Genomic DNA, 16,963 nt, shown 5'->3' with positions numbered 1-16,963 from the left:
TACGATAACGCGATTTATTCGAACATAAGGGTTTGATCGTCATGACACGCATTGTTGTGGTGACTTCCGGCAAAGGCGGCGTGGGCAAAACCACGACCAGCGCCAGTTTTTCTGCAGGACTCGCGATGCGGGGCCACAAGACCGCTGTCATCGACTTCGATGTCGGCTTGCGCAACCTCGACCTGATCATGGGCTGCGAACGGCGCGTCGTGTACGACTTCGTCAATGTGATCCAGGGCGAAGCCACGCTCAACCAGGCTCTCATCAAGGACAAGCAGCTCGAAAACCTGTTCATCCTGCCCGCCTCGCAAACGCGCGACAAAGACGCGCTGACGCAGGAAGGCGTGGAAAAGGTCATCAACGACCTCAAGGGCATGGGCTTTGACTACATCGTCTGCGACTCGCCCGCCGGCATCGAAACGGGCGCGCTGATGGCCGCCTACTTCGCCGACGACGCGCTGGTCGTGACCAACCCGGAAGTCTCGTCGGTGCGCGACTCCGACCGCATCCTGGGCATCCTGGCCGCCAAGTCCAAGCGCGCCGTGGAAGGCGACGAGCCGGTCAAGGAATACCTGCTGCTCACGCGCTACAGCCCCAAGCGCGTGGTCGACGGCGAAATGCTGTCGCTGGGCGACATCGAGGACATCCTGCGCATCAAGCTGATCGGCGTGATCCCCGAATCGGAAGCGGTGCTGCAGGCATCGAACCAAGGCCTGCCGGCCATCCACCTGCGAGACACCGACGTCTCCGAAGCGTACAAAGACGTCGTGGCCCGCTACCTTGGCGAAGACAAGGCCCTGCGCTTTACCGACTACGAAAAGCCCGGTTTCCTGAAACGCCTGTTCGGAGGCAAGTAAGCAATGTCCTTCCTGTCGTTTCTGCTTGGTCAAAAGAAGACCTCCGCATCCGTCGCCAAGGAACGGTTGCAGATCATCCTGGCCCACGAGCGGGGCCGTGGCGACTCGCCCGATTACCTGCCGCAGCTGCAGCAGGAGCTTATCGCCGTCATTTCGAAGTACGTGAAGATCAACCCCGAGGACATCAAGGTGCACCTGGAACGCCAGGACACGCTGGAGGTCCTGGAGGTAAAGATCGAAATGCCGCAGAACGAGACCTGATGCGGCTGTGCGCCATCACTGGCGTGCACCATGGTCAAAAAAATGCCCGGCGATGCCGGGCATTTGGTTTCTGGAGCAGCGCAAGCCTTAACGTTTGCCGACCTGGTCGCCGATGACGCCGCCGATCGCCGCTCCGCCCACCGTTCCGAGGATGCCGCCGTTGGTGATCACGGCGCCTGCCACGCCGCCCAGGGCGGCGCCGCCGACTGTGCTCTTCTGGCGATGGCTCATGCCGTCCCAGGAAGAGCAGCCAGCCATCGCGGCGGTCATTGCCAACGCAACACAGATTTTGGAGAGGGATGCGATTTTCATATTTGTGGTTCCTATTCTCGTACCCGGGCGCCGCGAATGAAACTGAATGCGAGCGCGCGGCGCCCATAAGGGTCTGGAACCTTCAGGATCGCAAAATATTCTTGCCCTGGCTGTGAAGTTTGCCCATGAATTGTGTCAAAGGGCGAGTTAATCTTTGCGCGCCCCAGGGACATTGTTGCAGCACGCTGCCGCTATTTGACCAGACGTAACACCTCGCGAAAGCGCGGGTGTTCGCAAGTGCGCATCCACTCGAATATCGCCATCTCGGACGTGACGATTTCAGCGCCATGCGCACGCGCGCGGCGCAGCGCCGCGTGATGATCGGCAGGCTTGCGCGAGCCCGCGGCGTCCGACACCAGCACCGCGTGATAGCCCAGGTCGATCAAGCCGATCACGGTCTGCAGCACGCAGATGTGCGCCTCGCAGCCCGCCACCAGGATGGTCTTGCGCGCGGCCGGCAGCCAGGCCTCGAAGCCCGGCTCCAGCGCCGACGAGAAGTGCATCTTCTGGAAAGTGGTCTGGATCTGCTCGCGCAGCGGTTCCACGGTGGCGCCCAGCATCTTGGCGTGGTGCTCGGTGGCGGCCACCGGCACATCCAGCAGGCGTGCGGCCTGCGCAAGTTTGTGGGCGGCGTTGAGCACAGCCTCATGGTCATGGATGACGGGCATCAGGCGGCCCTGCATGTCGACGATCAGCAGGGTGGAATCGGTAGCGGACAGCAGCATGGCGCGGAACTCCTGGAAGAAGTCTCTAGCATAACGCCGGCAAAAAAAATCCCGGCGCGGAGCCGGGATTCTTGTCAGGCGCTGATTACTTCAGGGCCTTGTAGCGCAGGCGCTTGGGCTTGGCGCCCTCTTCGCCCAGGCGGCGCTTCTTGTCGGCCTCGTATTCCTGGTAGTTGCCGTCGAAGAACACGACTTGCGAGTCGCCTTCGAAGGCCAGGATGTGCGTGGCGATGCGGTCCAGGAACCAGCGATCGTGGCTGATGACCATGACGCTGCCGGGGAACTCCAGCAGCGCGTCTTCCAGCGCGCGCAGCGTTTCGACGTCGAGGTCGTTGGACGGTTCGTCCAGCAGCAGCACGTTGCCGCCGGCGATCAGCGTCTTGGCCATGTGCAGGCGGCCGCGTTCACCGCCGGACAACTGGCCCACGACCTTGTTCTGGTCGCCGCCCTTGAAGTTGAAGCGGCCCAGATAGGCGCGCGACGACATTTCGAACTTGCCCACGGTGAGCAGGTCGGCGCCGTCGGCCACCGCGTCGAACACGGTCTTCTTGTCTTCCAGCGCATCGCGCGACTGGTCCACGTAGGCCAGCTTGACGGTCTGGCCGATGTTGACCTCGCCCGAATCGGGCTGCTCGCGGCCCGCGATCATGCGGAACAGCGTCGACTTACCGGCGCCGTTGGCGCCGATGATGCCGACGATGGCGCCAGGCGGCACCTTGAAGCTGAGGTTGTCGATCAGCAGGCGGTCGCCGTAGGCCTTGCTGACGTTATTGAATTCGATGACCTCGTTGCCCAGGCGCTCGCCCACCGGAATGAAGATTTCCTGGGTTTCGTTGCGCTTCTGGTATTCGTAGGACGACAGTTCCTCGAAGCGGGCCAGGCGCGCCTTGGCCTTGGCCTGGCGGCCCTTCGGGTTCTGGCGCACCCACTCCAATTCCTTCTTGATGGTCTTCTGGCGGGCGGATTCGGACGACTCTTCCTGCTTCAGGCGGTCTTCCTTCTGCTCCAGCCACGAGCTGTAGTTGCCCTTCCAGGGAATACCGTAGCCGCGGTCCAGTTCCAGGATCCATTCGGCCGCGTTGTCCAGGAAGTAGCGGTCGTGGGTCACGCCCACCACGGTCCCCGGGAACTTGTGCAGGAACTGCTCCAGCCATTCCACGCTTTCGGCGTCCAGATGGTTGGTGGGTTCGTCCAGCAGCAGCATGTCGGGCTTGGACAGCAGCAGGCGGCACAGCGCCACGCGGCGCTTTTCGCCGCCGGACAGCTTGCCGACGATGGCGTCCCAGGGCGGCAGGCGCAGCGCGTCGGCCGCGATTTCCATCTGGTGTTCGATATCGTCCGCGCCGCTGGAGGCTGCGGCGGCGATGATGGCTTCGAGCTCGGCCTGCTCAGCGGCCAGCGCGTCGAAATCGGCGTCCGGCTCGGCGTAGGCGGCATAGACCTCGTCCAGGCGCTTCTTGGCGGTGACGACGGCGCCCAGGCCCTCTTCCACCGACTGGCGCACCGTGTGCTCGGGGTTGAGCTGCGGTTCCTGCGGCAGGTAGCCGATATTCAGGCCCGGCATGGGGATGGCTTCGCCCTCGATTTCCTTATCGACGCCGGCCATGATCTTCAGCAGCGTCGACTTGCCCGAGCCGTTCAGGCCCAGCACGCCGATCTTGGCGCCAGGAAAAAACGAAAGCGAGATATCGCGCAGGATCTGCCGCTTGGGCGGCACGATCTTGCCGACGCGGTTCATGGTGTAGACGTATTGGGCCATGGGCTCGTAGGAGTGATATAGCTGATGAACCGTTGATTGTAGGCCGGAACCCTGACCCGCGTGTGTCCGTGGCCGGATACCCGGCCTGCGTCGCCTGTCCCGGCCTTCAAGCGACCTTGGGGCGCGCCGCCCTGGCCCCCGTACCCGTCTGCGCCAGCATCACCCCGGCCAGCGCCATCGCCCCGCCGACGATGTGGAACAGATGCGGCTTTTCGTCCAGGAACACGGCCGCGATCGCCACCGTGGCCACCGGCATGACATTCAGGAAGATGCTGGCGCGGTTGGGTCCCAGGTGCTTCACGCCCTGCATCCACAGGAAGGGCGCGAACAGCGACGGAAACACCGCCGCATACAGCACCAGCGGCAGGTTGTCGCCATTGAGCGGCGAAGGCGGCGCCATCAGGAAGGCCGGCAGCTGGAACAGCACGCCGAAAGCCACCTGCACATACAGCGACTGCCACGGCCCCACCGGCAAGGCCCAGCGGCGCAGCAGCACCCCGTACAGCGCGTAGGCCAGCGCGCCTATGCCCATCAGCAGGTCGCCACGGTTGGCGCCCACTTCCAACAGGCGCGCGGGATCGCCCTCGCCGATCAGCAGGGCCAGGCCCGCCAGCGACAGCAGGCCGCCCAGCATGGCCATGACCGAGGGCAGTTCGCGCAACAGCAGCGCCACCACCGCTATGGTCATCAGCGGAATCATCGCGGTGATGATGCCCATATTGGTGGCCGTGGTGCTGGCCGCCGCCACATAGGCCAGGCCCTGGTACAGCGCCATGCCCAACCCGCCCAGCACCGCCAGCTTGGGCAAGTTCGCCAGAATCTGGCGGCGCTGCGCCCAGACGCCCGGCAGCACGAAGGGCGTCAGCGCCACGCCGGCCAGGGCCCAGCGGTAGAAGCCGATGGCGGCCGGCGCGATGGCGCTGGCCGCCATCTTGGTGACGATCATGTTGACCGACCAGATCAGGGCCGCCAGCAGCGGGTACAGCAGGTAACGGGCGGGAATATGCGGGGAGGAAACACGGGTCATGAGGGGCAATGCACAGGTAAGGATGAGACAGAGCAAGTGTAGGATCTGTCCGACCTGATGTATATAATGAAAAACAGACAAAACCAGACGAAGTTCCGACATGTCAGCCGCCGACTCCGCGCCCGCCCTGGCCAGCCACCTGCCCTATCCGCTGGCCTGCCGCATCCTGCATTTCACGCCGAACTCGCGCATGAAGCGCCACAGCTCGCCCTGGGCGGAACTGAACCTCGCCATCTCCGGCATCATGGAAATCGGCATAGGCGACATCACCTATCTGTCGCCGCCGCAGTACGCCATCTGGATACCGCCGCATGTCGAGCATTGCTGCCAGAACGAAGGCGAGGTGCACTACGCCTGCATCGACATCCCTGCCGCGGCCTGCGCCGACCTGCCCAAGGAACCGTGCACGCTGGAGATCAGCCCGGTCATGCGCGCCATCCTGGGCGACTTCGAACGGCGCGGCATCAGCTATCCGGATACGCCGGAAGACCGGCGCATGGCGCAGATCGTCATCGACCAGGCGCGCCAGGCGCGGGCCTACGCCAGTTACCTGCCCGCCACCTCCGATCCGCTGCTCGCGCCCATCCTGTCGGCGCTGCAGCACAGCCCGGGCGACAAGCGCGGCGCCGCGCACTGGGCCGCCACCGCGAACATCACTGAACGTACGCTGCTGCGCCACTGCCAGCAGCACCTGGGCATGTCGTTCAATGAATGGCGCCTGCGGCTGCGCGTGGTCAGCGCCCTGGGCATGCTGGACGCGGGCCGGCCGGTACAGGCCGTCGCGCGCGAGCTGGGCTACAGCACGCCCTCGGCCTTCATCGCCATGTTCCAGCGGCTTACGGGTGAATCGCCCGACAACGCGCGCAGGCGCAGCCAGGGCGGCGCGCCCGCGCCATGACCCCGGGAAACCGCGTCATCCAAGCGCCTGATGCAAGGCGCGGCCGATCGCGAGACAATACGGCTGTAGCCAGGGCCTGTAGCGGGCCCATATCTTGCCGTGCCGTCGCGGCTTCATCGCGCCCAGGAACCCTCTTCATGTCTGCCTCCGCCACTCCCCCCGCTTCCTTGACCCATTTCAGTACCGCCGAACTGGACATGCTGGCCAAGACCGCCGACGCCCTGAGCGCCTATCTGGGCAAACCCGTGCTGGCCGAAGTGGTGCTGGGCGATGACGGCACCGAATGGGTGACCTTTGGCGTGCCCATGGATGAAAACGCCAAGCCCGACGAAGACCAGACCCATGTGCAGCTGGGCGGCCCCGGCGCCCGCCTGCTGGGCAATCGCGGCGGCCTGCCCCAGTCCGATGACGACACCTACGACTGCCTTTACCTCTGGGCCGTCGAGATCTCGCTGAACGAAGGCGAGCGCTTCATCAAGCTGGACCACGACGGCGAAGAGTCCGCCTGGTCCGACAATCTGGAAGATGTGCTGCCGTTCGCCCTGACGGAAGAGCCCGTGCCGGAGGATCCGGACGCGGAGGATGACGAGGACGAGGACGAGGAAGACGAGGACGATGAGGACGAGGCGGACGGCCACGACCACGATCACCCTCACGACCACAACCACCGCCACTGAAGCGGCGCCGGACGGCGCGTTGCGGCTGGCCTGGCGCCAGGCAACCGCGCCGTCCACGGATCAGACGGAGATCCGCCCTTCCTGCACGGCGTGGCAGGCCACCACCGACACTCCCGCCGCCATCGCCGCTGGCGCCTCGGCCTTGCAGCGCTCATTCGCATGCGGGCAGCGCGGATGGAAGGTGCAGCCCGAAGGCGGGTTCAAGGGATTGGGCACTTCGCCCGCCACCGCGGTGCGCGGCTTGCCCGCGCCGTTGATGTCGGGAATGGCTTCCAGCAGCATGCGCGTGTACGGATGGCGCGGTCGCGCGAACAACTCGTCGCGCGGCGCCACTTCCACCATGCGGCCCAGGTACATCACCCCTACCCGGTCGGCCACGTGGTGCACCACCGCCAGGTTGTGGGAAATGAACAGATAGGTCAGCCCCAGGTTGCGCTGCAGGTCCTTCATCAGGTTCAGCACCTGCGCCTGCACCGACACGTCCAGCGCCGAGGTCGGCTCGTCGCACACCAGGAACTCGGGATTCACCGCCAGCGCCCGCGCAATCGAAATGCGCTGGCGCTGGCCGCCTGAAAACTGGTGCGGATAGCGGCCCTGGTCGGCCGGATCCAGGCCCACCTGCTTGAGCAGTTCGCCGACGCGCGCGCTGCGCTCGTCGGCCGTCATGGCGGTGTGGGTCAGCATGGGCTCGGCGATGATGCGGCCCACGCGCCAGCGCGGATTCAGGCTGGCATAGGGATCCTGGAAAATCATTTGCAGGCGCTTGCGCAGGGCGCGGCCGCCCGGCTCCGACATGCGCGACAAGGGCTGTCCGTCAAAACGGATGTCGCCGCGGGTCAGGCCGTACAGGCCCACCAGCATGCGCGCCACGGTCGACTTGCCGCAGCCCGATTCGCCCACCAGCGCCAGCGTTTCGCCGCGCGCGATCTCGAACGAGACCCCGTCCACGGCGCGCAGCATCACGCGCGGCTTGCCCGCGAGCTTGCGCTCCAGCCACGGCGGCGACACATCGAACCAGCGCGCGGCGTCCTTTACTTCTACCAAGGGCGTCGTCATGCGGCCACCTTATCGTTGTTGTCGTGCAGCCAACAGGCCGCGCGCGAGGTGCCGGCCGCCATCAGCTCCGGCCGCTCCACGCCGCAACGCGGCAGACGCTGGCCGCAGCGCGGATTGAAGGCACAGCCCGGCGGAATGGCGTTCAGGCGCGGCATGCTGCCGTCGATCTGCACCAGTCTTTCAGCATGCCCTTCCAGCGACGGGATCGATCCCATCAGTCCTGTCGTGTAGGGATGGCGCGGCTTGTGGATCACGTCCGCCACCGGGCCGATCTCGGCCACGCGGCCCGCGTACATCACCGCCACGCGGTCGGCGGTTTCGGCAATCACACCCATGTCGTGCGTGATCAGCATCACCGCCGTGCCGTTTTCGCGGCACAGGCGCTTGAGCAGCTCGATGATCTGCGCCTGGATCGACACGTCCAGCGCGGTCGTGGGTTCGTCCGCCACCACCAGCTTGGGTTCGGCCGCAAGCGCCAGCGCGATCACCACGCGCTGCCGCATGCCGCCGGAAAACTGGTGCGGGTAGTGGTCGATGCGCTCGCGCGCGGCCGGGATGCCGGTCGATGCCAGCAGCTCCACCGCGCGGTTGCGCGCCTGGGACCAGCTCAGGTCCAGGTGGGTCACGATGGTTTCCGCCAATTGCCGGCCTACCGTGTACAGCGGGTTCAGCGAGGTCAGCGGGTCCTGGAACACCGCGCCGATTTCGCGGCCGCGCACGCGGCGCATCTGTTCGTCGGGCAGGTTGTCGATACGGCGGCCCGCCAGCAGGATCTCGCCCGCGGCGATTCGCCCGGGGGGCTCCAGCAGACCGATGATGGATGCGCCGGTCAAGGATTTGCCGGCGCCGGATTCGCCCACTACGCCCAGGACTTCGCCAGCCTGGATGGAAAACGACACGTCGTCCAGGGCGCGCAGCGTGCCGCGGCGCGTGGGGAACTCCACGCGCAGATTGCGGACTTCTAGTAATGCGCTCATGTAAACCTCAATTCAGGCGGGGGTTAAGCGCATCGCGCAGCCAGTCGCCCAGCAGGTTGACCGACAGCACCAGCAGCACCAACGCAGCGCCCGGGAAGATGGTGATCCACCATTCCCCTGAAAACAGGAAGTCGTTGCCGATGCGGATCAGCGTGCCCAGCGACGGCGCCGTCGGCGGCACCCCCACGCCCAGGAACGACAGCGTCGCTTCGGTGATGATGGCCGTGGCCAGATGCACCGTGGCCAGCACCAGCACCGGTCCCAGCACATTGGGCAGCACGTGGCGGAACATGATGACGGGCGAGGCCACGCCGATCACGCGCGCCGCCTGCACGTACTCGCGGTTCTTCTCCACCAGGGTGGAGCCGCGCACCGTGCGCGCGTACTGCGGCCAGCCCGCCAGCGCGATCGCGCCGATCAGCACCGGGAACGCGATCAGCTCGTGCAGCTCGCGCGGCACCGCCGCCCGCGCCACGCCGTCGATCAGCAGCGCAATCAGGATCGCAGGAAACGACAGCTGCACATCGGCGATACGCATGATGAAGGCATCGATGCGCCCGCCCGCGTAGCCCGAGATCAGCCCCAGCACGATGCCGATCAGCATGGACAGCAGCACCGAAGCCAGGCCGATCAAGAGCGACACGCGAGTGCCGTACAGGATGGCCGAGTACAGGTCGCGGCCCTGGCTGTCGGTACCCAGCAGATAGGTCGGCAGGCCGTTGGCCTCCCAGGCCGGCGGCAGCAGCGCGTCCAGCAGTTCCACCTTGGTCAGGTCGAACGGGTTGTGCGGCGCCACCCAGCCGGCCCCGAAGGAGCCGATCAGCAGCAGCGCCAGCATCACGGTGGCGATGATGGCCACGGGCGCCCGGCGCCAGGCCCAGGCGATGTCGCTGTCCCACCAGCGTTTGAGTACGGCGCGCATCAGTGAGCCCCCCCGCCGCGGGTCAGCCCGGAACGCAGGCGCGGGTCCACGACAAAATACAAAAGATCGACGATCAGGTTGATCACCACGAATACCAGCGCGATCAGGCACAGGTAGGCCGCCATGACAGGCACATCGGCGAACTGCACCGCCTGGATGAACAGCAACCCCATGCCCGGCCACTGGAACACGGTTTCCGTGACGATGGCAAAGGCGATGATGCCGCCCAGCTGCAGGCCGGTAATGGTGATGACCGGCACCATCGTGTTCTTCAGCGCATGGCCGAAGTGGATGGTGCGGCGCTTCAGGCCCCGGGCGCGGGCGAACTTGATGTAGTCCGAACGCAGCACCTCCAGCATCTCCGAACGCACCAGCCGCAGCACCAGGGTCATCTGGAACAGCGACAAGGTGATGGACGGCAGGATCAGGTGCTTCCAGCCCGTGGCGGTGAATAGTCCCGATGACCACCAGCCCACGCTGACGGTGTCGCCCCGCCCGTAGCTGGGCAGCCAGCCCAGCTGCACGGAGAACACCAGGATCAGCAGGATGCCGATCAGGAAGGTGGGCAGCGACACGCCCAGCAAGGAGCCCGCCAGCAACAGCTGCGACACCAGGCTGTTGCGCTTGAGCGCGGTGTACACGCCCAGCGGCACGCCCACCAGCAATGCCAGCAAGGCAGCCACCATCGACAGCTCCAGCGTGGCTGGCAGGCGGGATTTCAGCAGGGTGGAAACGGGTTCGCTCTGGCGCAGGGAGATGCCGAAATTGCCCTGCAGGGCGTTGGCCACGAAATGGCCGAATTGGACGATGGCGGGCTCGTTCAGCCCCAGGCGCTCACGCAGTTCGATGCGCTCGGCATCGGTGGCGTCCTGTCCCAGCATGATGGTGACAGGGTCGCCGACGTATTGAAAAAGCACAAAGGCCAGTAGCGCGACGGTGAGCATCACCGCTACGGCCTGCAACAGGCGACGCAGTATGAAAGCAAACATAGGCGGAAAAGGCGTAACAGCGAAAGCCCGCCGGCCTGTTCAGCATGAACAGGCCGACGGGCTGCGCCGTTTGATTAGCCTGGATCAGTCAACCTTGACCCAATCGGCAACGAGGCGATTGTCGGCACGGTGGACGACCGTGACGTTCTTGCGCATGGCCCAGGGAATGACCTGGTCGTGCAGCGGGATGTGGCCGAAGTCCTTGGCGTGCCCTTGCAGCACGGTGATGATGTCGGCGTCGCGCTTGGCCGGATCGGTCTCGGTCTTGATCCGGTCGATGATGACGTCCAGTTCCTTGTTGCTGTAGTTGCCCAGGTTGTACATGCCGTCCGCGCCCTCGCCCTTGGTGCGGATCAGGTTCTGCAACGTGTACATGGCGTCGAACGTGGGCACGCCCCAGCCGAACAGGAAGGCGCTGGTGTCGAACGACTGCACCTTGGGGAAATAGGTGGAGCGCGGCATGGCATTCATGGTGGCCTTGACGCCGACCTTGGCCCACATGCCGACGACCGCCTGGCAGATGGCTTCGTCGTTGATATAGCGGTTGTTCGGGCAATCCAGCGTGAAGTTCAGCGTGCCGTCATAGCCGGCTTCCTTCAGCAGGGCGCGCGACTTTTCCGGATCGTAGGGCACGCGTGCCTGCAGGGTCTGGGCCCAGCCATGCACCTGCGGCGCGATCATCGTGCCGGTGGGTGCGGACAGGCCGCGCATCACGGCGCGCTTGATCGCGTCCACGTCGATGGCGCGGTACAGCGCCTCGCGCACGCGGATGTCCTGGAACGGGTTCTTGCCCTTGATGTTGGAGTACTGGAGTTCCGGACGCTTCTGGTCCAGGCCCAGGTAGATGGTGCGGTATTCGTTGCCTTCCACGACCTTGGCGGACTGGCGCAGGCGCTCCAGGTCCTGGGCCGCCGGATCCAGCACGAAGTCGATTTCGCCCGACAGCAGCGCCGCGGTGCGCGTGGCGTTCTGCTTGATCGGCGTGAACACGACCTCGGTCACGTTGCCGGCCTTGCCAGCCTTGTTCCACCAGTCCTTGTTTTCCTCGAACACCGTGCGCACGTCCACTTCGCGCGACTTCAGCTTGTAGGGGCCGGTGCCGTTGGTGTTGCGCGCGGCGTAGGTCTCTTCCTTGTTGACGAAGTCCTGCGGCTTGGCGACGTTGTTCTTTTCCGACCAGGCCTTGTTCATGATGAACACGTTGGTCAGCTGGCGCAGCAGCACGGGATTGGGCGCCGAGGTTTCGATCTCGACCGTCAGGTCGTCGACCTTGCGCGCTTCCTTGATGCCGGTGGTGTAGGCCTTGTAGTTCGAGGTGGGCGCCATGGCGCGGTGGATCGAGAACACCACGTCGTCGGCGGTAAAGGCGGCGCCGTCATGGAACTTCACGCCGGGGCGCAGCTTGAAGCGGTACAGCGTGGGCGACACCTGCTCCCATTCCGTGGCCAGACGCGGGTTGATCTTGAAGGACTTGTCGTAGTCCACCAGCGGTTCGTAGACATAGCTGTTGGCGGCGATCGTCATGCCTTCGTTCTGCGAGTGCGGATCGAAGGTGAGGATGTCGCCCTGGGCGGCCCAGCGGAAGGTCTTGGCCTGCCCGATCGTGGGCAAGGCGACGGCGGCGGCGATCGCGATAGCAATCAAAGTGCGGCGCATAGGTTCAACTCCTGACTGTAGTCTGAATACCGGCGCGATATTGCCTAGCCGCAAGACCTCCGTCAATTGAGGGTTTATGCGTACCGTAGGGGGTTTTCACAGAGGGAAAACCTATTGGGGACACATAAGCTTGTAACAAAATAATCGAAGCAAACAGCGTTGGGTATGTCCGGGGGGCGTCCGCCCAGCTATTCGTCGTCCGGCACCGACAGTTCCAGCGGCACGTGCTCCGTCATCAGTACCTCGAGCATGTCGATCAGCATCGCGGCTTTTTCCTCGCCGAAAGGCGCGAGCACGGCCTTCTGGTGCTGCAAGGCCTGATCGCACAGCGCGGCGATCAGGTTGCTGCCCTTGGCGGTGATGCAGACCCGGGTCTGGCGCCGGTCGGCGCGCACGCCGGTGCGCGCCACCAGGCCTTCGGCCTCCATGCGCTGCACCACCTTGCTCAAGGTCGGCTGCTTGGTGATGGCCAGCACCGCCAGCATGCCTATGGTTTCGCCCGGGCTGCCCTGCAGGCTGGCCAGTACCCGCCATTCGGTCACCGACAGGCCGGCCGCATTCACCTGCAGATGGAATTCCGCAGAAATGCGCTGGCTGGCCTGCGCCAGCAGATAGGCCAGATAACCATCGACGAAGCGGGCCTTGTGCGCCGCCGCGTCCGTGTCCCGCTGCTTGTCCAACCGCATGTTGCTTTGCTCCCACGCACCGGAATCCAGGGCCTGCGCCGGCCCGACGAAATGCGCATTGCACCACGCTGGCGCAACCACGCGCCATGATGTGCCGCAATGCTGTTGCGCAGCACAGGGTATACCCGGAATCGCAACCCGTTTTCGCACCATCGCAGCGCCTGAATCGCGCTGCGAACTAGAGAACAACGAGTATATACGTCATTGTTTTAGCGTGATATTTTTTGTTTTCCATGAAATTTCATCTTTTTTGTTGACAGCTAAAACGTTGACTCCTAAAGTATTTTTAAGACGAGAATTTCCTGACGTGACGATGCTGCGCAGCAGCAACCATTGAGGACCCGCAGGCCGGGCCGCGAAGGAGTGCCAGATGGCTGAAAGGTCTTTCAAAAAAGAAGTCCAGCAATTGCGCATCGGCGCGGGCGAAGAGTTCCGCGGAGAAGGCATTCTTGCGGTCACCAAGGCCTTGCTGCAATCCGGCGTGGGCTACGTCGCGGGCTATCAGGGTTCGCCGATCTCGCACCTGATGGACGTGCTGGCCGACGCCAACGACATTCTCCAGGAACTGGGCGTGCACTTCGAGGCCAGCGCCTCCGAAGCCACGGCGGCGGCCACGCTGGCAGCCTCGGTCATGTACCCCATCCGCGGCGCCGTCACCTGGAAATCCACGGTAGGCACCAACGTCGCGTCCGACGCGCTGGCCAACCTGGCTTCCGGCGGCGTCACGGGCGGCTCGCTCGTGATCGTGGGCGAGGACTACGGCGAAGGCTCGTCCATCATGCAGGAACGCTCGCATGCGTTCGCCATGAAGTCGCAGATCTGGCTGCTGGATCCACGCCCCAATCTGGAAAGCATGGTCAAGGCCGTGGAAGACGGCTTCGAGCTGTCCGAGGCCAGCAAGACGCCCGTGATGCTGCAGCTACGCATCCGCGGCTGCCACGTGCACGGCCGCTTCATCGCCAAGGAAAACAAGCGTCCCGCCTTCTCGCTGGCGCAGGCGCTGGAAAGCCCGGCGCGCGACACCAGCCGCATCGTGCTGCCGCCCGCCTCCTTCCTGCACGAGCAGGAAAAGATCAAGGAACGCTGGCCCGCCGCGATCCGCTACATCAAGGAACACAAGCTCAACGAGCACTTCGACGGCGACCAGGACGATATCGGACTGATCCTGCAAGGCGGCCTCTACAACGGCGTGATCCGCGCCCTGCAACTGCTGGGCCTGGCCGACAACTTCGGCAACAGCCGCATCCCGCTGTACGTCATGAACGTGACCTACCCCGTCATCGAGGACGAGGTCATAGCCTTCTGCCGCGGCAAGCGCGCCGTGCTGCTGCTGGAAGAAGGCCAGCCGGACTACATCGAACAGAACCTGCACGCCGTGCTGCGCCGCGCCGGCATCGACACCCGGCTGTCCGGCAAGGACGTGCTGCCGATGGCGGGCGAATACACCACCCAGGTCATGCGCGACGGCCTGCGCGAATTCCTCAAGCGTCAGCGTCCGGAATCGCTGCAGACGCATCCCGCCGCCGCGGCCGACGCCGAAGCCGCCGCCAGCCAGCTCCAGATCACCGAGGTGGCACGGCCCAAGCCCGCCCGCCCGGCCGAACAGCCCATCACCTTCCACAAGCACGTCGAGGGCCTGGCCGCCGTGGTGCCGCCGCGCCCCGCCGGCTTCTGTACAGGCTGTCCGGAACGGCCGATCTTCTCGGCCCTGACCCTGGCGCAGGAGACGCTGGGCCAGCACCACATCTCCTGCGACATCGGTTGCCACCTGTTCTCCATCCTGCCGCCGTTCAACCTGGGCGCCACCACCATGGGCTACGGCCTGGGCGCCTCCAGCGCGGCGGCCTTCAACGTGCCCGCCGCCAAGCGTCCCATCTCCATCATGGGCGACGGCGGCTTCTGGCATAACGGGCTGTCCTCGGGCATCGGCAACGCGGTGTTCAACAAGTACGACGGCGTCATCGTCATCGTCGACAATTTCTACGCCTCGGCCACGGGCGGCCAGGACATCCTGTCCTCGCGCGCCGAGAATCCGGACCGCTCCACCAACAACCCCATCGATCAGGCCGTGCGCGGCGTGGGCGTGAAATGGGTGCGCACGCTGGACCGCACCTATGACGTGGCCAAGGTGCGCGCCACCATCGAGGAAGCGCTGACCACCGACATCAAGGGCCCCAAGGTCATCATCGCGCAGTCGGAATGCATGCTGAACAAGCAGCGCCGCATCAAGCCGCTGTTCAACAAGGCAGTCAAGGAAGGCAAGCGCGTGGTGAAGGAACGCTTCGGCGTGGACCCGGACGTCTGCACCGGCGACCACGCCTGCATCCGCCTGTCGGGCTGCCCGTCGCTGACGGTCAAGGACAGCGGCGACCCCTTGAAGGAAGACCCGGTGGCCCACGTCGAAAGCAGCTGCGTGGGCTGCGGCAATTGCGGCGAGGTCGCGCACGCGGCCGTGCTCTGCCCGTCCTTCTACCGCGCCGACATCGTCCACAACCCGACCGGCCGCGACCGCTTCCTGGCGCGCATGCGCACCGCCGTCATCGGCTTCCTGCAACGCCGCCGCGCCGCGCGCCTGGCCCACTACGCCCTCTGAGGACAACCGTTCCATGAACCCGGCCGCTATGCAACAAGCCAACCCGATCAAGATCGCCATCCTGGCCATGGGCGGCCAGGGCGGCGGCGTGCTGGCCGACTGGATCGTCGACATGGCCGAGCACGCCGGCTGGTGGGCCCAGACCACTTCGGTGCCGGGCGTGGCCCAGCGTACCGGCGCCACCATCTATTACCTGGAGCTGCTGCCCGAATCGGAGGTGCAACGCGCCGGACGGCAACCCGCCCTGGCGCTGATGCCGACCCCGGGCGATGTCGACCTGGTGGTCGCCGCCGAACTGATGGAAGGCGGCCGCGCCATCCAGCGCGGCCTGGTCACGCCGGAACGCACGGTGCTGCTGACTTCTTCCCACCGCAGCTACGCGGTCAGCGAAAAATCCGCGCCCGGCAACGGCATCGCCGATCCGAACAAAGTGCTGGAAGCCGGCCGCGCCGCGGCCAAGCGCTTCCTCTGCTTCGACCTGCAGGACCTGGCCGACCGCGCGGGAAGCGTCATCAGCGCCAGCCTGTTCGGCGCGGTCGCCGGCAGCGGCGCCCTGCCCTTTTCGCGCGACGATTTCGAAGCCACGGTGCGCCGTGCCGGACTGGGGGTGGAAGCCAGCTTGCGCGCCTTTGCGCTGGGCTACGAATCCGCCGACCAGGCGCCCGCGCAGCCGGCCCCCATCGATCTGGCGCGCCCCGTGCCGGCCGTGCCCGAACGCGCCGCCAGCCCCAAGGCGCAAGCCCTGCTGGACACGATCAAGCGCGACTTCCCCGCCTGTGCCCAGCCCATGCTGGCCCTGGGCGTGCGCCGCCAGATCGAATTCCAGGACCTGGCCTACGCCACCGAATACCTGCGCCGCATGAAGGCCATCCGCGACCTGGACGCCGCCCACGGCGGCGAGGCCCGGCAATGGGCGCTGACCTGTGCCGCCGCGCGCTACGTGGCCACGGCCATGGCCTACGACGACGTGATCCGCGTCGCCGACCTGAAGACCCGCGCCACCCGCTTTGACCGCGTGCGCCAGGAAGTGGGTGCGCGCCCGGACCAGCTGGTCTACACCACGGAATTCATGCACCCGCGCCTGGAAGAGATCTGCGGCACCTTGCCTGCCGGACTGGGCCGCTGGCTCGAAGGATCCAAGGCCTTCGGCGGCTTCGTCGAACGCCGCCTGGGCCATGGCCGCCGCATGCAGAGCGGCACACTGGGCGGCTTCCTGATGCTGTACACGCTGGCCGGCATGCGGCGCTTCCGCCGCAGCACGCTGCGCCACCAGACCGAAGCCGCCGGCCTGGAACAGTGGCTGGACCTGATCGCCAGGCTGGCCCCGCGCGACTACGCGCTGGCCGTCGAAACCGTGAATTGCCGCCGCCTGGTCAAGGGCTATAGCGACACGCACGTGCGCGGCGGCGGCAAGTACCGCCAGTTGCTCGCCGCGGCGGAACAGCTGGCCGGCCGGCCCGACGCCGCCGAAACGCTGCGCGCGCTGCGCGAAACCGCGCTGGCCAATGAAAAATGCGGCCCCATGGAACGCCAGCTGGCTGACAAGCTGGCGGCCTGAGACAAGTCAA

Annotated in this window: 16 protein-coding genes; 6 read left to right on the top strand and 10 right to left on the bottom strand. The window is 65.6% G+C overall.

All coding sequences use genetic code 11. The features are described from left to right. The first annotated feature begins 41 nt into the window (after window positions 1-41). Both minD and minE read left to right on the top strand, forming a co-directional pair. Complete coding sequence (gene minD, locus AC6LKD_RS13755; RefSeq protein ID WP_041652327.1) at window positions 42-857, top strand: septum site-determining protein MinD; 816 nt, start codon at window positions 42-44, stop codon at window positions 855-857. A gap of 3 nt (window positions 858-860) precedes the next feature. Further along, window positions 861-1,118, top strand: coding sequence for a cell division topological specificity factor MinE (gene minE, locus AC6LKD_RS13750; protein WP_006217654.1), 258 nt, complete (start codon window positions 861-863; stop codon window positions 1,116-1,118). A gap of 87 nt (window positions 1,119-1,205) precedes the next feature. On the opposite strand, the gene AC6LKD_RS13745 is transcribed toward minE, so the two are convergent. The 4 genes from AC6LKD_RS13745 to AC6LKD_RS13730 form a co-directional block, all read right to left on the bottom strand. After that, window positions 1,206-1,430, bottom strand: a complete 225-nt coding sequence (locus tag AC6LKD_RS13745; protein WP_332014222.1) for a YMGG-like glycine zipper-containing protein — start codon at window positions 1,428-1,430, stop codon at window positions 1,206-1,208. A 191-nt stretch (window positions 1,431-1,621) separates the two neighbouring features. Continuing rightward, window positions 1,622-2,155 (bottom strand): isochorismatase family protein, encoded by a 534-nt coding sequence (locus AC6LKD_RS13740; protein WP_013391709.1) that lies wholly within the window; start codon window positions 2,153-2,155, stop codon window positions 1,622-1,624. An 85-nt stretch (window positions 2,156-2,240) separates the two neighbouring features. Further along, window positions 2,241-3,914, bottom strand: coding sequence for an energy-dependent translational throttle protein EttA (gene ettA / locus AC6LKD_RS13735; protein WP_013391708.1), 1,674 nt, complete (start codon window positions 3,912-3,914; stop codon window positions 2,241-2,243). 106 nt (window positions 3,915-4,020) lie between these two features. Next, window positions 4,021-4,941, bottom strand: coding sequence for a DMT family transporter (locus AC6LKD_RS13730; protein WP_498116541.1), 921 nt, complete (start codon window positions 4,939-4,941; stop codon window positions 4,021-4,023). A gap of 100 nt (window positions 4,942-5,041) precedes the next feature. Here AC6LKD_RS13730 and AC6LKD_RS13725 point away from each other — a divergent pair, with 100 nt between their 5' ends. Both AC6LKD_RS13725 and AC6LKD_RS13720 read left to right on the top strand, forming a co-directional pair. Beyond that, window positions 5,042-5,839, top strand: coding sequence for an AraC family transcriptional regulator (locus tag AC6LKD_RS13725; protein WP_498116540.1), 798 nt, complete (start codon window positions 5,042-5,044; stop codon window positions 5,837-5,839). Window positions 5,840-5,976: 137 nt separating this feature from the next. After that, on the top strand, window positions 5,977-6,516 hold the full coding sequence (locus tag AC6LKD_RS13720) for a hypothetical protein (RefSeq protein WP_498116539.1): 540 nt from the start codon (window positions 5,977-5,979) through the stop codon (window positions 6,514-6,516). 60 nt (window positions 6,517-6,576) lie between these two features. On the opposite strand, the gene AC6LKD_RS13715 is transcribed toward AC6LKD_RS13720, so the two are convergent. The 6 genes from AC6LKD_RS13715 to AC6LKD_RS13690 form a co-directional block, all read right to left on the bottom strand. Further along, window positions 6,577-7,572, bottom strand: a complete 996-nt coding sequence (locus AC6LKD_RS13715) for an ABC transporter ATP-binding protein (protein ID WP_013391704.1) — start codon at window positions 7,570-7,572, stop codon at window positions 6,577-6,579. Then, a complete protein-coding gene (locus AC6LKD_RS13710; RefSeq protein WP_498116538.1) occupies window positions 7,569-8,549 on the bottom strand; it encodes an ABC transporter ATP-binding protein in 981 nt (326 codons plus the stop codon). The genes AC6LKD_RS13715 and AC6LKD_RS13710 overlap by 4 nt, the downstream gene beginning before the upstream one ends. A gap of 7 nt (window positions 8,550-8,556) precedes the next feature. Continuing rightward, window positions 8,557-9,471 carry an ABC transporter permease gene (locus AC6LKD_RS13705; RefSeq protein ID WP_054457374.1) on the bottom strand — a complete coding sequence of 305 codons (915 nt, stop codon included), beginning with the start codon at window positions 9,469-9,471 and terminating at the stop codon, window positions 8,557-8,559. Continuing rightward, the gene (locus AC6LKD_RS13700; RefSeq protein WP_498116537.1) at window positions 9,471-10,460 is read right to left on the bottom strand and encodes an ABC transporter permease; all 990 of its coding nucleotides are present in this window, start codon (window positions 10,458-10,460) and stop codon (window positions 9,471-9,473) included. The genes AC6LKD_RS13705 and AC6LKD_RS13700 overlap by 1 nt, the downstream gene beginning before the upstream one ends. An 84-nt stretch (window positions 10,461-10,544) precedes the next feature. Further along, window positions 10,545-12,116 carry an ABC transporter substrate-binding protein gene (locus AC6LKD_RS13695; protein WP_498116536.1) on the bottom strand — a complete coding sequence of 524 codons (1,572 nt, stop codon included), beginning with the start codon at window positions 12,114-12,116 and terminating at the stop codon, window positions 10,545-10,547. 188 nt (window positions 12,117-12,304) lie between these two features. Beyond that, on the bottom strand, window positions 12,305-12,802 hold the full coding sequence (locus AC6LKD_RS13690) for a MarR family winged helix-turn-helix transcriptional regulator (protein WP_492276056.1): 498 nt from the start codon (window positions 12,800-12,802) through the stop codon (window positions 12,305-12,307). 370 nt (window positions 12,803-13,172) lie between these two features. Between AC6LKD_RS13690 and AC6LKD_RS13685 the strand changes: the two genes are divergently transcribed. Then, window positions 13,173-15,395 carry a thiamine pyrophosphate-dependent enzyme gene (locus tag AC6LKD_RS13685; protein ID WP_498116535.1) on the top strand — a complete coding sequence of 741 codons (2,223 nt, stop codon included), beginning with the start codon at window positions 13,173-13,175 and terminating at the stop codon, window positions 15,393-15,395. Between the two features lie 13 nt (window positions 15,396-15,408). Then, entirely contained in the window at window positions 15,409-16,953 is a 1,545-nt protein-coding gene (locus AC6LKD_RS13680) for an indolepyruvate oxidoreductase subunit beta family protein (RefSeq protein WP_498116534.1), read from the top strand. Window positions 16,954-16,963 lie beyond the last annotated feature (10 nt).

Source organism: Achromobacter sp. D7-1 (assembly GCF_059760445.1).
This window is presented reverse-complemented; position numbering and strand designations above follow the sequence as displayed.

Coding starts and splice junctions, on each gene's coding strand:
- minD (WP_041652327.1), top strand. CDS start 42: ATGACACGCATTGTTGTGGTGACTTCCGGCAAAGGCGGCGTGGGCAAA.
- minE (WP_006217654.1), top strand. CDS start 861: ATGTCCTTCCTGTCGTTTCTGCTTGGTCAAAAGAAGACCTCCGCATCC.
- AC6LKD_RS13745 (WP_332014222.1), bottom strand. CDS start 1,430: ATGAAAATCGCATCCCTCTCCAAAATCTGTGTTGCGTTGGCAATGACC.
- AC6LKD_RS13740 (WP_013391709.1), bottom strand. CDS start 2,155: ATGCTGCTGTCCGCTACCGATTCCACCCTGCTGATCGTCGACATGCAG.
- ettA (WP_013391708.1), bottom strand. CDS start 3,914: ATGGCCCAATACGTCTACACCATGAACCGCGTCGGCAAGATCGTGCCG.
- AC6LKD_RS13730 (WP_498116541.1), bottom strand. CDS start 4,941: ATGACCCGTGTTTCCTCCCCGCATATTCCCGCCCGTTACCTGCTGTAC.
- AC6LKD_RS13725 (WP_498116540.1), top strand. CDS start 5,042: ATGTCAGCCGCCGACTCCGCGCCCGCCCTGGCCAGCCACCTGCCCTAT.
- AC6LKD_RS13720 (WP_498116539.1), top strand. CDS start 5,977: ATGTCTGCCTCCGCCACTCCCCCCGCTTCCTTGACCCATTTCAGTACC.
- AC6LKD_RS13715 (WP_013391704.1), bottom strand. CDS start 7,572: ATGACGACGCCCTTGGTAGAAGTAAAGGACGCCGCGCGCTGGTTCGAT.
- AC6LKD_RS13710 (WP_498116538.1), bottom strand. CDS start 8,549: ATGAGCGCATTACTAGAAGTCCGCAATCTGCGCGTGGAGTTCCCCACG.
- AC6LKD_RS13705 (WP_054457374.1), bottom strand. CDS start 9,471: ATGCGCGCCGTACTCAAACGCTGGTGGGACAGCGACATCGCCTGGGCC.
- AC6LKD_RS13700 (WP_498116537.1), bottom strand. CDS start 10,460: ATGTTTGCTTTCATACTGCGTCGCCTGTTGCAGGCCGTAGCGGTGATG.
- AC6LKD_RS13695 (WP_498116536.1), bottom strand. CDS start 12,116: ATGCGCCGCACTTTGATTGCTATCGCGATCGCCGCCGCCGTCGCCTTG.
- AC6LKD_RS13690 (WP_492276056.1), bottom strand. CDS start 12,802: ATGCGGTTGGACAAGCAGCGGGACACGGACGCGGCGGCGCACAAGGCC.
- AC6LKD_RS13685 (WP_498116535.1), top strand. CDS start 13,173: ATGGCTGAAAGGTCTTTCAAAAAAGAAGTCCAGCAATTGCGCATCGGC.
- AC6LKD_RS13680 (WP_498116534.1), top strand. CDS start 15,409: ATGAACCCGGCCGCTATGCAACAAGCCAACCCGATCAAGATCGCCATC.